We start from the raw sequence: 14,574 nt of genomic DNA, 5'->3' as shown, positions 1-14,574 counted from the left end.
CAAAGGAATCGCCCTGCCGTAACGGAAGCTTTCGGCTTACAGATGTTTGTTTACAAGCTCTTCAAGAGCTTCTTTCGGTTTGAAACCGACAGATGTTTCAACGACTTCTCCGTCTTTCAATACGAGAAGTGTCGGGATGCTCATGACGCCGTATTTACCGGCAGTTTCTTGGTTTTCATCTACGTCGATTTTGACGATTTTCAGTTTGTCTCCCATTTCTTGATCAAGCTCTTCAAGAACGGGCGCGATCATTTTACAAGGTCCGCACCAAGGAGCCCAGAAATCAGCCAATACGACACCTTCACTTGTTTCAGCTGAGAACGATTGATCAGTTGCTTTTACGATAGCCATTTTGTTATTCCTCCAATTGTCAAATGATGATTTTTAGTATAGCATCTCCCATTCGTTCATGCTAATTTAATGCTTATATTATTTTCTCCCGATCCCGCCGGAAATAATCTTATTTATACAGTGTATTATAACCGGGCGGCGGGCGTTCAAAACTTAAGATGGACCCGCAGGCAGCGTGATTAATACAATCGCCATCGGAGGAAGCTCCGCCTCAAGTTTTCCGCTCTTTTGAGTAAACCCGGAAAACGGCTTCGGTTTGACGTTTTCCGGACTGCTGAATGTATTATGGGCATTCATTTTTTCCGCGTGCAGAATCGTTCCCGAAGGCTTCCCTGTCTTTTTCATGCCCCGCAGTTCAATCTTCACATCAGCTTTTTGCAGATGATCGATATTGCAAATGCTGATATGTATGTCTCCGTTTTGCTGTTTGGACGCTGAAATGCTGACTTGCGGGAGCCGGCCGTCATTCCATTCGTACCCGGCTGCTTTTGTTTCTGTCGCCAAAAAAGAAGCGTCCTGATGCACTTTAAACATATCAAACACATGATACGTCGGCGTCAACAGCATTTCTTTCCCTTTTGTCAGGATCATTGCCTGAAGCACGTTGACGGTTTGCGCGATATTGGCCATCTGTACGCGGTCTGCGTGCTGATGAAAAATATGAAAATGCGTGGCGGCGACAAGGGCGTCGCGGATCGTATTCTGCTGATACAGAAAGCCCGGATTCGTGCCCGGCTCAGGATCAAGCCACGTGCCCCATTCATCAATGATCAGCCCGACTCTTTTTTCGGGATCGTACTGATCCATGATGGCACTGTGCCTTGTGATCAATTCATCCATATGCGCCGCTTTTTTCATCGTGGTGAACCATTCATCTTCCGTAAACTCCGTCGCTGATCCTTTCCCCTTCCAGAAGTCGCCCGGTATTGTGTAATAATGCAGGCTCAGCCCGTCCATGAGATCAGCGGCTTTTTTCATTAAAGTTTCAGTCCAGCGGTAATCGTCGACATTCGCGCCGCCGGCAATTTTATAGATTTCATTGCCGCTGTAATTACGGACATAGGTTTGAAAGTTTCTGTAAAGGTCGGCATAATAGTCAGGATGCATGTTTCCGCCGCAGCCCCAGTTCTCATTTCCTATTCCGAAATATTTCAGCTTCCACGGTTTTTCCCGCCCGTTTTCTTTTCTCCAGTCGGACATCGGCGTGCCCGCTTCAAACGTCATGTATTCAATCCAATCAGCCATTTCTTTAACCGTTCCGCTGCCGACGTTTCCGGCGATGTACGGTTCGCAGCCGAGCAGTTCACAAAGCATCATAAACTCGTGCGTGCCGAATTCATTGGAATCAATCGTCCCGCCCCAATGGGTATTCAGCATGGTTTTGCGTTTCCCTACGCCGTTTGCCCAATGGTATTCATCAGCAAAACAGCCGCCCGGCCATCTGAGGACGGGAATCTGAAGCTGTTTGAGGGCGGCGGCAACATCCGTCCTGACCCCGCCGGTATTCGGAATATCGGAATCTTTTCCGACCCAGATGCCCTCATATATGCCTCTTCCCAGGTGTTCCGCGAAATGTCCGTATATGTTTTTATTAATGGTTCCCCGTGTGATATCAGTTTGAATGACTGCCGTATTGTGAGACAAACTTGATCATTCCTTTCCCTTAATAAGAATGAAAGCACTACAGCCGATCTATGTATCTGGAATGCATGCTGAATGGATAAGTTTGTAAGCGCTTTACAAAAGCTTATTACATTGGTTCGTACATGTCAATCTATTGTTTTATTAATCTATAATTTGTACGAACCAATTAACACAAATCAAAACCCTCTGACAAATTAAGCCAGAGGGTTTTGATTATGAATGAATATTGGCATTTTTAAATTCCTGGGTCAGAAGCGGAACCACTTCGAACAAATCGCCGACAATTCCGTAGTCCGCTATTTTAAATATTTCCGCTTCCGGGTCTTTGTTAATGGCAACAATGACCTTACTGTTTGACATGCCCGCCAAGTGCTGAATCGCTCCGGAAATGCCGCAGGCGATATACAAATCCGGCGTGACGACTTTTCCCGTCTGGCCGATTTGAAGAGAATAATCGCAATAGTCCGCGTCACACGCGCCGCGTGAAGCGCCCACCGCTGCTCCGAGCACCTCGGCAAGTTCTTTTAACGGTTCAAACCCATCTTTGCTTTTTACACCGCGGCCGCCTGCTACGATAATTTTCGCTTCTGATAAATCCACGCCGTCCGCCGTTTTTTTGACTACTTCTTCAATGACTGTCCGCAAATCTGCCGGAGGCGCCGCAAGCTCTTCAATATCACCCGTCCGGTTCGCTTCTTTTTCTAATGCCTGAATATTATTCGGCCGAATTGTCGCCAAAATGAAAGGATCGGTTGAAATCACCTGTTCAAAGGCTTTTCCCGAATAAATCGGTCTTGTAAAAACGATGTTGTCTCCGGTAACGCTTACATCCGTGCTGTCTGAAATCAGCCCCGTTTCAAACCGGGCCGCAAGCTTAGGTGACAAATCTTTTCCCATAGAAGTGTGGCCGAAAATGACCGCATCAGGCTTTTCATTTTCGATCAAATCCCCGAGAACCGCGGCATATCCGTCCGCCGTATACTGAGAAAGCCCCGGCGCATCGGCCGTAAATACTTTGTCGGCGCCGTACTGAATGAGTTCTGATGCTGCATCAGCCGCGCCTTTTCCCATCAGCACGCCGATGACATCTCCTCCGCCGGAAATGGTTTTGCCTGCGGCTATAGCTTCAAAGGTGACGTTCCGTAAGGCGCCGTCACGAATTTCTCCGAGTACGATCACTTTTTTTCCCATTCTGACATCCCCCAGTTTCTTTAATATCGGTTTATACGACTTTGGCTTCTTTTCTCAGCAGTGACACAAGCTCTTTCGCCTGCTCAGCGGCTTCTCCTTCGATCAGTCTGCCCGCTTCTTTTTGCGGCGGCAGAAAACGTTCGATCGTTTTGAGCTTCGGTGCGGCATCATCTTCATCAATATCGAGATCATCGAGCTCAAGTTCTTCCAGCGGTTTTTTCTTCGCCTTCATAATGCCCGGAAGCGACGGATAGCGGGGCTCGTTTAAGCCTTGCTGTGCCGTGATGACTAAAGGAAGTGAGGTTTTAATGATTTCGGTATCCCCTTCGTTGTCTTTCTCTGCCACAGCTTCATCGCCGCTGATTGTCAGTTTTGTAATCGTTGTGACGCAAGGAATGTTCAGCAGTTCGGCAAGCCTTGGAGCCACTTGGCCGGAACCGCCGTCAATCGCGACATTTCCTCCGAGAATCAGATCATATTCCCGATCCTTGAAATAATGATATAAGATAGTTGAAATGGAGTATTGGTCAGGATCGCTCAGATCATCTTCAATATTGATTAACACCGCCTGGTCACAGCCCATCGCAAGGGCGGTTCTCAGTTCTTTCTCCGCATCTTCTCCGCCGACGGTTACAGCGGTAACGGTTCCGCCGTGCTCTTCTTTCAGCTGAATGGCTTCTTCAATGGCGTATTCATCATACGGATTAATGATAAATTCGGCTCCGTCCTCCTGAATCTTTCCTGCTTCAATGACGATTTTCTCTTCTGTGTCAAACGTCCGTTTCATCAGTACAAATAGATTCATAATCTTATCCCCTTTATCTTCGCCCACCGAATTGAGGCTTTCTTTTTTCGAGAAATGCCTGAATGCCTTCTTTTGCGTCATCTGATGCAAATGCTTCCCCAAAGCGCTTTGCTTCAAGCTTTAAGCCGCCGTCATAAGAATAGATCTTGTTTGAATAAAGGAGCTCAAGCAGATAAGCCATTGACTGCGGGCTTTTTTCCGCAAACTTGCCCGCGAGCGTTTTCGCCTTTTTCAGCAGCTCTTCCTCATGTTCGGCGCCTATCGTGACAAGGCCGAGGCTGAGCGCTTCTTCTCCGGTCACAGGTTCTGAAGTGCCGATCATTTCAAGCGCTTTCGCCGTACCGACGTACCGGGGAAGCCGCTGCGTCCCGGCAAAGCCCGGAATAATGCCGAGATTCAGCTCGGGCAGGCCGAGCTTTGCATCCAATGTAGCGATTCTGATATGGCAGGCCATGGCTAGCTCAAGACCGCCGCCGAACGCAGCGCCGTGAATCGCTGCGATAACGGGCTTCGGAAACCCTTCAATTCTTTCCATCAGCTGCTGGCCTTTATCCGCCATGGCAGAAGATTGCTCAAGATTTTCAAGCGACGTAAATTCCTTTATATCGGCGCCCGCCGAGAAAAATTTTCCCTCACCGCGAATAATGATACTTCTGACGCTGTCATCTGTTTCACACCGGTCGAACAGACCGGACAACTCATCTAAAACCGCACCGGACAGCGCGTTGGCCGGCTGATGATTAATGGTGATCACCGCAACAGATTGTTCTACCGCCATCGAAAGGCTGTTCATCCGTCAACCCCCTTTAGTTTTGATGAATCCCTGACACCAACAGCTCCAATACCTTGTCTGACAAATCCGGAAGATCATATTTCTGATCGTTCATCACCCATGTTGTCACTGTTTCATCTATCGTCCCGAATATCATCTGCCGGGCGAGGCGGACGTCGAGATTGTCTTTCCATTCCCCCGACTTGATTCCTTCGGTCAAAATGGTGTCCAGCATGTTTAAATAACCTTTTAAAATATCATTGATTTTCAGGCGCAGCTTGATATTCGACTGTCTGAGCTCAAGCTGGGTCACAATCGCGAGGTGGCGGTCATTGCCGAGCAGTGTGAAATGCTGCTTAATAACGAGGGCGAGTTTTTCTTTTGCCGTCGTTTTTTCTTTCACTTCTTCTTCCATGCGTTCAATGAACTGGCCCATCTTTTCTTTAAAAAGAGAAATGAGTATATCCTCTTTGTTTTTGAAATATAAATAGATGGTGCCGTCCGCAACGCCGGCCTGCTTGGCGATTTTGGACACCTGTGATTGGTGATAGCCGTTTTCCGCTATGACTTCTACTGCTGCATCAATAATCTGCATATACTTTGGCCGTTTTTGGTTCAATGTCATCGTTCCTTCCTCCGATAAATGAATGACTATTCATTCATAACTTCATGATAAAAAGGAATCCGGATTTTGTCAAGTTTTTCTTTTAAGGCACCTTGTTTTCACGGGAAGCATCTTCCTCTTCGACTAAACGCCTTCTTAATATTTTTCCGACGGCCGTTTTCGGAAGCTCTTTTCTGAATTCGTAAAGCTTCGGGACTTTGTACGGCGCAAGCCGCTCTCTTGCAAACGCATCAAGCTCATCGGCATCTGCCTCGGCGCCTTTTTTCAAAACGATAAATGCTTTCACCGTTTCCCCCCTGTAGGAATCAGGAACGCCCGCTACGACGATTTCCTGAACGGCTTCATGCTCATACAGCGCCTCTTCCACCTCCCGGGGGTAAATGTTGTATCCGCCGGCAATGATGATGTCTTTTTTCCTGTCGGCGATGTAGAAAAATCCTTCCTCATCCATATATCCCATATCTCCGGTAAACAGCCAGCCGTCTCTGATGACACGCGCCGTCTCCTCCTGCTTATTCCAGTATCCTTTCATGACCTGAGGACCTTTTACGATCAGCTCGCCGTGTTCATACGGCCCCGCAAGCCCGCCTTTTTCTTCTGAATAGATTCCGGCGTCGGTATTGGGCCAGGGACAGCCGATGCTGCCTGGTTTATTTTTTCCCCAAATGAAGTTTGAATGGGTAACCGGTGATGCTTCGGATAATCCGTAGCCTTCCACAAGCTTTCCTCCGGTCACTTTTTCAAATTTCTGTTTGACCTCAACCGGAAGCGCCGCTGAACCGCTCGGACAGCTTTCAATGGAGGACAAATCATACTTATTCAGCTCCGGGTGATGCAACAGCCCGATGTAAATCGTCGGCGCCCCTGGAAAAACCGTCGGCTTCAGCCTGTCGATTGTTTTCAGGGTATCCAAAGGATTGAATTTGGGAAGAAGGATCATTTCACATCCCTGCATAATGGAAAAATTGAGCACGGCGGTCAATCCGTACACATGAAAAAAAGGCACGATGCCGAGCACCTTTTCGGCTCCCTTTTTCATTTTGTACATCCAGGCGGCGCACATTTCTGTATTGGCCTGAATGTTCCGGTGTGTGAGCATGACGCCTTTCGGGTAGCCGGTTGTTCCGCCCGTGTATTGAAGCACGGCGATGTCATGCGCAGGGTCAATATCAAATGGCTCCGCTTCCTCCGCTCTTTCGTTTTTTAAAATATCCGCTAATTTGTGAATTTGTTCGCAGCCGTCATAATCAATATGCACCTGTTGTTTTTGCGTGAGCGTATACAGCATATTTTTCGGGAACGGCAAAAAGTCTTTTATACTCGTTGTAATAATGCGTTCGACGATTGATAACGTTTTCATTTTTATCACCTTCGGAAACAGCATATCGAGGGTGATGATCACGCGCGGCGCACTGTCTTTCAGCTGATACTCAAGCTCGTGTTCCGTGTAGAGAGGATTGGTCTGAACGACAATGCCGCCGGCAAACAATACGCCGTAAAAAGCGATGACCGACTGCGGACAATTGGGCAGCATAATGGCGGCTCTGTCACCTTTTTTCAGGCCTGTTTTGCGTAAAAAAGCGGCCAGCTTTAACGAATCTGTGAGAACGTCTTGGAATGTGAGTTTTTTTCCGAGAAAATAAATGGCGGTGTGGTTCGGGAATTGAGCTGCGGAGTTTGTCAGATTGGATGGCAGGGTTTGATCAGTAAATTCAAGCTCATGCGGAATCTCTTCGGGATATTGAGAAAGCCATGGCTTTTCAGACTGCATAATACCTCTCCCTTCTGTTTTCCTATACACTATTATTATAGCAGAAGGGTGATTGGAATTGGAAAGCGTTTCATGTGAAATTTCGAGTCTCAGGAGGTGTTGAGTTTGCCGGAAACGCTGCATTTTGAAGAGGGAGTTCCTATCCTGCGCCAGCTGCCTAAGCCGTTTACGTCGGCCGCCTTTTTGCTTCATCCCTTTGTCCTGATGTCTGATGGGTGGGAAGAGCAAAAGCGCAAACGGCCTTATGAACATATATATCCGAGTGATGAGGAGATCATCGCGATGGGCAGACCCGTTTCCTGGAAAACCGTCATGACCGTTTGCGGATTGCGTTCTGAAAAAGAGACGGCGCTTGCGCTTATGAGCGCTGTCACGGCACTGCGGGAGGAATATGCACTTCCTGAATCCGCCAGGCTGTTTAATCGGCTTCATCCCGATCTGTACTTGCCGAGCGATGATGTCACTTCACCATTTTTAATTCCGGGACTTTTGGATGTGTTCCGTTCAAAAGGCATAAAGCGCTGCACTTATTATGAGCCGGTCGAAGAGAAAGGCATATTTTCACTCAATCAAACGGCGGCTTCGGATGTATGCGGATTGCTGCGGGCTGACATGATCATTGCCGACGAAAAACGGCGCGCCGCTTTTATGAGCATATATGATTCTTTTACGACACTCTTTCTCATGGAAGATCAAGACATGCCGACTGTCATCCGCGCCATGAATTGGGAAGCCGTCATTTGCTCTGATACGGCCTGCATAAACTGGTATTCTCAATAAAAAAGGCCGCCGATTCTAGTTCAGCAGCCTTTTTTCAGTATTAAGATGTCATGACCAGATAAATAAGTCCGATGAACAGAAAAATTCCCGCTGCCGACAGCAGCACTTTCGCAAGCTTCTCCATTTTTCCCCGTCCCCTTAAATCCCGGCGGCCACCACAAATGACAGGCCGACTGAGATGACAAATGAAATAAAGCCGACAGCTCTGTTATCTTTTTCAATTTCTTTATCAATTTTAAACCGGGGCGTCAGAAATTCAAAGATAAAATAGCTGATTAAAAGCATAATAAATCCGTATACGCCCCAGCCGATCATTTGCAAAAGCGAATTATGCTGGGCGATGCTGTGCTGAAAGACATTTGCGATACCGAGAATTTTCCCTCCGGTCGCCATTGCCACCGCAAGATTGCCTTTTTGGATTTCCACCCAGTTTTTATAGGATGTCACCAATTCAAACACGGTCAGAAAAATGACGAGACACAAGACGGCTACACTGTAATAAGCCGCGATTTCAACAAGCTCATTTTCCCAAAAAGCATTCATGACGTTTACTCCCTTTTTATTTTAGTTCGACAATCGTTACGCCTGATCCTCCTTCTCCCGCTTCCCCGAACCGCGAGCTTTTCACGCTGCGGTGGTTTTTCAGAAGATCCTGCACCCCTTTTCGGAGGGCGCCCGTGCCTTTTCCGTGAATGATGGACACTCTCGGATAGCCGGCAAGCACCGCGTCATCTAAATATTTTTCGACGCGGCTGAGGGCGTTTTCGTAACGCTCTCCCCTGAGGTCAAGTTCAAGGGATACGTGATAATCCTTCCCTTTTACGGCGGTGATTGCTTTTTCTTTTTTCGGTTCAGGAGCCGATTTGAGAAACTCAAGATCTTTTTCCTTCACCTTCATTTTAAGGATGCCGATTTGGACGTTCCATTCTTTCTCGCCGGTTTTTTCAAGCAGCGCCCCTTTTTGTCCGAATGTGAGCACCTTTACTTCGTCGCCCGGCTTGAGCTCGCGTTTTTTCTCTGTTTTTCTTTCCGGCTGCTTTGATTTTTCAAAAGCCGGCATCGCGTCTCCGAGACGTTTTTTGGCGTCAATCAGCTCGTGTTCCTTAAAGGATCTGTGTTCTTGCTTGATGGACCGGAGTTCGCGGATAATCTGTTCGGCTTCATTTGCGGCGGCTTCCAGTTTTTCCGCAGCTTTCTGCTCGGCTTCTTCCATCATTTTATCTTTTTGGGCGTTCAGCTCAATGATCTGCTGCTGAAGCTCTTTGTGCAGTTTTTCTGCTTCTTTTCTGATTGATTCGGTTTCAGAAAGCTCTTCATCCGCTCTTTTTTTGCTTTTTTCAAGCGATGCGATCATCAGATCGACTTCGTTATGTTCGGCGGTCATTTCTGACTTCGCCTGGCCGATGATATGCTCCGGAAGCCCAAGGCGTCTTGAGATTTCAAATGCGTTGCTTCGGCCCGGCACTCCGATCAGAAGCTTATAGGTAGGCGAAAGCGTTTCAATGTCAAATTCAACGCTGGCATTCATGACGCCTTGTCTGTTATATCCGTATGCTTTCAGTTCCGGATAATGGGTTGTCGCAAGCACTCTGGCGTTTGTCCGGTGAACTTCGTCAAGGATGCTCATGGCAAGCGCCGCCCCTTCCTGCGGATCTGTTCCGGCACCGAGTTCATCAAACAGCACAAGACTGTTTTCAGACACGTCTTTTAAAATATTGACGATATTGACCATGTGGGATGAGAACGTACTCAGACTTTGTTCGATCGACTGTTCATCGCCGATATCGGCAAACACATTGTCAAATACGGCTGCTTCCGATCCCTCATCAGCCGGTATGTGCAATCCTGCCTGCGCCATTATCGTCAGCAGCCCGAGTGTTTTTAACGTAACGGTTTTACCGCCCGTATTCGGTCCCGTGATAACGATCGTTGAATAATCTCCGCCCAGTTCAATATCGTTGGCCACGACTTGATCTTGGGGCAGCAGCGGATGGCGCGCTTTTTTCAGCCGGATAAAGCCGTCTCCGTTCATAAGTGGTTTTGTCGCCTTCATCGCTTTTGCGTATCTCGCTTTGGCGAAAATGAAATCCAGTGTCTGCAGCACTTCCACATTTTGAGCGATTTCTTGTGTGTGTTCAGCCGTATGCTCCGTCAGCATTCGAAGAATCCGTTCGATTTCCTGTTTTTCTTTTACTTTCGCCTGCTGAAGCGAGTTGTTCATATCTACGATCGCCTGCGGTTCAATAAACAGTGTCGCACCGGATGAAGATGTATCGTGGACAATTCCGCCGTAGCTTGATCTGTATTCCTGTTTGACCGGGATGACAAAGCGGTCATTCCGAATCGTAACGATGGTGTCAGACAGCATTTTAGAAGCGGAAGATGAACGCAGCATCGATTCAAGCCGGTCTCTGACTCTTGATTCAAGCGTCCTGAGCTGCGTGCGGATTCCCCTTAAAGCGGGTGACGCATGATCAAGCACTTCACCATGGTCATCAATGCAGGAGTTAATCTCCCTTTCCAAATCGCCTAATGTAATCAGCTCTTCTGCATGGGCCTGTATCAGCGGAATGCCGACGCCGTCTTCTGTCATTTGGCTGATAAAATGCTTCATTTGTTTAACGGCATACAGCAGCCCGGACAATTCGGTGAATTCCGCCGGTGTCAGCACACTGCCGATTTCCGCCCGCCGTAAAGCGGATCTTATGTCGGTCAGTCCGCCGAACGGAGCATGGCCTCTCAAGCGCATGACCGCGGATGCTTCTTCAACTTCATCCAGCTGTTTTTGGATGTCTGAGAGATCCGTCAAAGGTTTCAGCTGCAGAAGCTTCTCCCGGCCGAGCGATGAGACGGCATGTGCGGTAATCTGTTCTTTTACTTTATGAAATTCAAGTGATGATAACACTTTTTGCTGCACGGTTTTGTGATCCTCCTTACTTAATCATTGCGCGTCAGAAATGCTTTGACCTCGTGTAGCGGCCGGGCGTTTAACACATGTTTTGTCTCCGTCCAGCCTTTGCGCGCAGCGGTCACGCCCGTTTTCATATCATCGAGCATCTCGATATTATGGGCATCGGTATTAATGACCAAAGTCACACCTTTTTCATTTGCTTTGATCAGATGCTCAGTCCGCAAATCGAGGCGCGCGGGGTTTGCATTCAGTTCAAGCGCCGTATTTGTTTTGGCGGCGAGTTCAATCAGCATGTCGATGTCGACTTCATAGCCGGCCCGTCTGCCGATCAGGCGTCCCGTCGGGTGGGCGATAATGTCCACGTGCTTATTCGTCAGCGCCTGTTCAAGCCGTTTCATAATGACATGCTCCGGCTGGCTGAAGCTTGAATGAATAGATGCGATGACAAGATCCATTTCAGACAGAACACTGTCATCATAATCAAGCGAACCGTCGGGGAGAATGTCCATTTCTACGCCTTTAAAAATATGAAAATTTTCAAATTCAGCATTTAACGCGTCAATTTCTTCCGCCTGTTTTTTGAGCCGTTCGGCCGTTAACCCGTTGGCTACCTTTAAATATTGGGAATGGTCGGTGATCGCCATGTACTGATAGCCTTTTGCCATACATGCTTCTGCCATTTCCCTGATGGAAAAAGCGCCGTCACTCCAGGCTGAGTGCATGTGGAGATCGCCTTTTATCGCTTTATGCTCCACAAGGTCCGTTTCTTCCCGGTACGTGTCGACCTCCTGCCCGCTTTCTCTGAGCTCAGGAGGAATAAACGGCAGACCGAAGTGGGCGTAAAACGCTTCTTCGCTCGGGAATGTTTTGACGTCTCCCGTTTCTATAGTTTCTACTCCGTATTCACTGATCCGTTCACCGCGCTCTTTCGCCAGCTGGCGCATTTTAATGTTGTGATCTTTAGAACCGGTAAAATGATGCAGTGTGGTGGCAAACTGTTCCTCTGTCACAAGCCGGAAATCCACACTCGTCTCATATTCAAAGGTCAGGATGACTGATACTTTTGTATCCCCGCTCGCTATCACGTCTTTTACGTTCGGGAGAGAAAGAAGCTGTTCTCTGACAGCCTCCGGATGATCTGTAGCGATAATGTAATCCAGATCTTTTACGGTTTCCCGCGCTCTTCTGAGACTGCCGGCCCGGGAATATTTCTGAATATCCGTCAGCCGGGCCAAATGTTCTTCAATTACTGAAGCAATGCTGAGCGCATAGCCGATCGGAAACCGTTCCGGCTGTTTTCCGGCTTCTCCGAGAGCCTGGAGGATTTTCTCCTCCGTTTTTTTGCCGAAACCGGCGAGCCCCTGAACTTTTTGCTGCTCGCACGCTTCTTTCAGCGATTCCGCGTCATGAACGCCCAGTTCCTGATACAGCTTGGCGATTTTTTTGCCGCCGAGGCCCGGAAGCTTCAAAAGAGGAACCAAGCCTTCCGGAACTTCTTTCTGCAATTGGAGAAGCGTGCCGGACACACCTTCCTGCATATATTCACGAATGACGCCGTAGGTGCCTTTTCCGATTCCGGATAAAGACATCATGTCGTCGATTTCCGACAGGCTGCGGTCATCCTGCTCAAGCGCCGCTGCCGCTTTTCGGAAGGCTGATATTTTAAACGGGTTGTCCCCTTTCAGTTCCATATAGACCGCAATCGTTTCAAGCAGCCTGATGATATCTTTTTTATGCATACTGTTAACCCCCAGTCGTTTCCTGCTTTTCATCATACAAATTTTTCTCCTCCGGCACAACTGACGCAGAGCTTGAAAAAAACTTCTCCGGTCAAGAGAAGTTTTTTATGCCCCGTACTGGGCCCACAGTTCTTGCAGGAGCCCTGACAGATACGGCGTATGATGTGTGATGATATTTGCAAGCGTCGATTGTGCGAGCATATCCTGAAGCGCGCTTACCGGCAGTACGGATGCGACGTATAACAGGATAAACGCAAATAAATAGACTTCCAGAAACCCAAGCACCCCGCCCAGCAGTTTGTTGATCTGTTTAATGACCGGAATGCCGGCGATGATATTAAGCGCCGCTCCGATAATCCGGAGCAGAATCTTTGCGATGATAAACAAAATGACAAACGCGATCGCGTTGTAATAAGCCGTCTCTACGTTTCCTTTAATAAAAGACAGAGCCGCCTGCCCGCCGGAAAAATCAGGCGCGGGTATAAAGCTCAGATGCGGGGCCAGGCTTTTGTAAAAAAGCGCCGCAAACGCAATCGAGAGGATGAAACTCGTTAAATATATAAATTGGAGGATAAATCCTCTTTTTAATCCAAGCAATGTGCCCATTAAGAGCAAAACTAAGATGATGATATCTATCATATGGTGTTCATTCCTTTTCTTTAAGCTGCCGCTCCAGTATTTCATATTTTTCTTGCAGTTTCATATAATCATGCACGACATTGACCGCAGTCAATACAGCGAGCTTATTTATATCAAGATATGGATTTTTCTCGTTGATTTCTCTCATTTTATCATCAACCACTCCGGCCACATGGCGCATGTGCGCTTTGCTTTCTTCCCCGATAATGGTGAAGTGCTGGCCGTAAATGTTTACTGTCGTTTTGGTTTTTTTGCCGTCAGACAACGTTTCTCCTCCATTCCGCGAGAATCCTAGTTCCTATCATACCACGATTATCGTTTGAATGGAAAGACGAGCCTCGGGCTGTTATGATACACTGGTATATACAGTGAAAAGTGCCAAAAAAGGAGATTATATCGTGTCCCATTCTGTTATAAAAGTATCCGCTTCCGCTATGGAACAAATGAAACAATCCTATGCCGGCTCCCTTACTCCCGCCGTTCCGCAGGGCGCCGTCTTCCAGGCCAAGCCTCCGGGCTGTACCATTACAGCCTACCGCTCGGGCAAGGTTCTCTTTCAAGGAAAAAACGCCGGCACAGAAGCGGCCCGCTGGGGAACGGCTGAGACGCCGAAAGCAAAGAAAACCGTCAAAAAAGCGGCCGACCCGCTTTACGCTCCCCCGGCGGGCATTGCCTCCATGTCAGTGATCGGCTCTGATGAAGTCGGAACAGGCGATTACTTCGGGCCGATAACGGTTGCCTGCGCCTACGCCGACAAAACAAAGCTCTCTTTAATGAGAGAACTCGGTGTGAAGGATTCGAAGGATTTAAAAGATCCGCAGATTATTGAAATCGCCAAACTGTTAATTAAAACCATTCCTTACAGCCTGCTTGTGTTAAAAAACGAAAAATACAATCAGATGCAGGAAAAAGGCATGAGCCAAGGAAAAATGAAGGCGCTCCTTCATAATCAGGCGATTTCCAATCTGCTGAGAAAAATGAACGGCGTTAAACCGGAAGCGATTTTGATTGACCAATTCGCAGAGCCCGGCATTTATTTTAAGCATCTTTCCGGACGGGATATCGTAAAAGAAAAAACGTTTTTCAGCACGAAAGCGGAAAGCATACATCTTTCCGTCGCCGCAGCCTCTATCATTGCGCGATATTCTTTCTTAATTGAAATGGATAAGCTTTCGCGTGAGGCTGGGATGACGATTCCAAAAGGCGCGGGGCCGCACGTCGATGAAGCTGCCGCCAAGCTGATCATCAATAAGGGAGAAGGTGCGCTCAGAACGTTCACTAAACTTCATTTTGCCAATACGCAAAAAGCGAAACGCCTTGTTGAACGGAAGCGGTCATAGTAAAAA

14 protein-coding genes are annotated in these 14,574 nt (G+C 47.9%); 2 read left to right on the top strand and 12 right to left on the bottom strand.

Annotated elements, in window-relative coordinates; all coding sequences use genetic code 11:
- Positions 1-36: 36 nt before the first annotated feature.
- From trxA to K3G25_RS04575, 7 genes are all read right to left on the bottom strand, one after another.
- A complete protein-coding gene (gene trxA / locus K3G25_RS04605; protein WP_003152560.1) occupies positions 37-351 on the bottom strand; it encodes a thioredoxin in 315 nt (104 codons plus the stop codon).
- A 153-nt stretch (positions 352-504) separates the two neighbouring features.
- Positions 505-1,995 (bottom strand): alpha-N-arabinofuranosidase, encoded by a 1,491-nt coding sequence (locus tag K3G25_RS04600; RefSeq protein ID WP_014418579.1) that lies wholly within the window; start codon positions 1,993-1,995, stop codon positions 505-507.
- Between the two features lie 213 nt (positions 1,996-2,208).
- The gene (locus K3G25_RS04595) at positions 2,209-3,186 is read right to left on the bottom strand and encodes an electron transfer flavoprotein subunit alpha/FixB family protein (RefSeq protein ID WP_014418580.1); all 978 of its coding nucleotides are present in this window, start codon (positions 3,184-3,186) and stop codon (positions 2,209-2,211) included.
- Positions 3,187-3,217: 31 nt separating this feature from the next.
- Positions 3,218-3,991, bottom strand: coding sequence for an electron transfer flavoprotein subunit beta/FixA family protein (locus K3G25_RS04590; RefSeq protein WP_007408121.1), 774 nt, complete (start codon positions 3,989-3,991; stop codon positions 3,218-3,220).
- Positions 3,992-4,004: 13 nt separating this feature from the next.
- Complete coding sequence (locus K3G25_RS04585) at positions 4,005-4,784, bottom strand: enoyl-CoA hydratase (protein WP_202735373.1); 780 nt, start codon at positions 4,782-4,784, stop codon at positions 4,005-4,007.
- A 13-nt stretch (positions 4,785-4,797) separates the two neighbouring features.
- Positions 4,798-5,382: a fatty acid metabolism transcriptional regulator FadR gene (locus K3G25_RS04580; RefSeq protein WP_007408119.1), complete on the bottom strand. Its 585-nt coding sequence runs from the start codon at positions 5,380-5,382 to the stop codon at positions 4,798-4,800.
- An 88-nt stretch (positions 5,383-5,470) separates the two neighbouring features.
- On the bottom strand, positions 5,471-7,159 hold the full coding sequence (locus K3G25_RS04575) for an AMP-binding protein (protein WP_014721631.1): 1,689 nt from the start codon (positions 7,157-7,159) through the stop codon (positions 5,471-5,473).
- 105 nt (positions 7,160-7,264) lie between these two features.
- On the opposite strand from K3G25_RS04575, the gene K3G25_RS04570 reads away from it, so the two are divergent.
- Positions 7,265-7,939, top strand: a complete 675-nt coding sequence (locus tag K3G25_RS04570; protein WP_332840417.1) for a DUF2711 family protein — start codon at positions 7,265-7,267, stop codon at positions 7,937-7,939.
- A 138-nt stretch (positions 7,940-8,077) separates the two neighbouring features.
- Here the strand turns inward: K3G25_RS04570 and K3G25_RS04565 are convergent, their stop codons facing one another.
- From K3G25_RS04565 to zapA, 5 genes are all read right to left on the bottom strand, one after another.
- Positions 8,078-8,482 (bottom strand): DUF350 domain-containing protein, encoded by a 405-nt coding sequence (locus K3G25_RS04565; protein WP_003152541.1) that lies wholly within the window; start codon positions 8,480-8,482, stop codon positions 8,078-8,080.
- A gap of 16 nt (positions 8,483-8,498) precedes the next feature.
- Positions 8,499-10,856, bottom strand: coding sequence for an endonuclease MutS2 (locus K3G25_RS04560; RefSeq protein ID WP_065181013.1), 2,358 nt, complete (start codon positions 10,854-10,856; stop codon positions 8,499-8,501).
- Positions 10,857-10,876: 20 nt separating this feature from the next.
- The gene (gene polX, locus K3G25_RS04555) at positions 10,877-12,589 is read right to left on the bottom strand and encodes a DNA polymerase/3'-5' exonuclease PolX (RefSeq protein WP_007408115.1); all 1,713 of its coding nucleotides are present in this window, start codon (positions 12,587-12,589) and stop codon (positions 10,877-10,879) included.
- Positions 12,590-12,694: 105 nt separating this feature from the next.
- Positions 12,695-13,228 carry a CvpA family protein gene (locus K3G25_RS04550; RefSeq protein ID WP_014418586.1) on the bottom strand — a complete coding sequence of 178 codons (534 nt, stop codon included), beginning with the start codon at positions 13,226-13,228 and terminating at the stop codon, positions 12,695-12,697.
- A 7-nt stretch (positions 13,229-13,235) separates the two neighbouring features.
- A complete protein-coding gene (gene zapA / locus K3G25_RS04545; protein WP_007408114.1) occupies positions 13,236-13,493 on the bottom strand; it encodes a cell division protein ZapA in 258 nt (85 codons plus the stop codon).
- 133 nt (positions 13,494-13,626) lie between these two features.
- Between zapA and rnhC the strand changes: the two genes are divergently transcribed.
- A complete protein-coding gene (gene rnhC, locus K3G25_RS04540; RefSeq protein ID WP_053573141.1) occupies positions 13,627-14,568 on the top strand; it encodes a ribonuclease HIII in 942 nt (313 codons plus the stop codon).
- Positions 14,569-14,574: the final 6 nt, after the last annotated feature.

Source organism: Bacillus sp. FCW2, from assembly GCF_021228595.1.
Taxonomy (GTDB): Bacteria; Bacillota; Bacilli; order Bacillales; family Bacillaceae; genus Bacillus; species Bacillus velezensis.
This window is presented reverse-complemented; position numbering and strand designations above follow the sequence as displayed.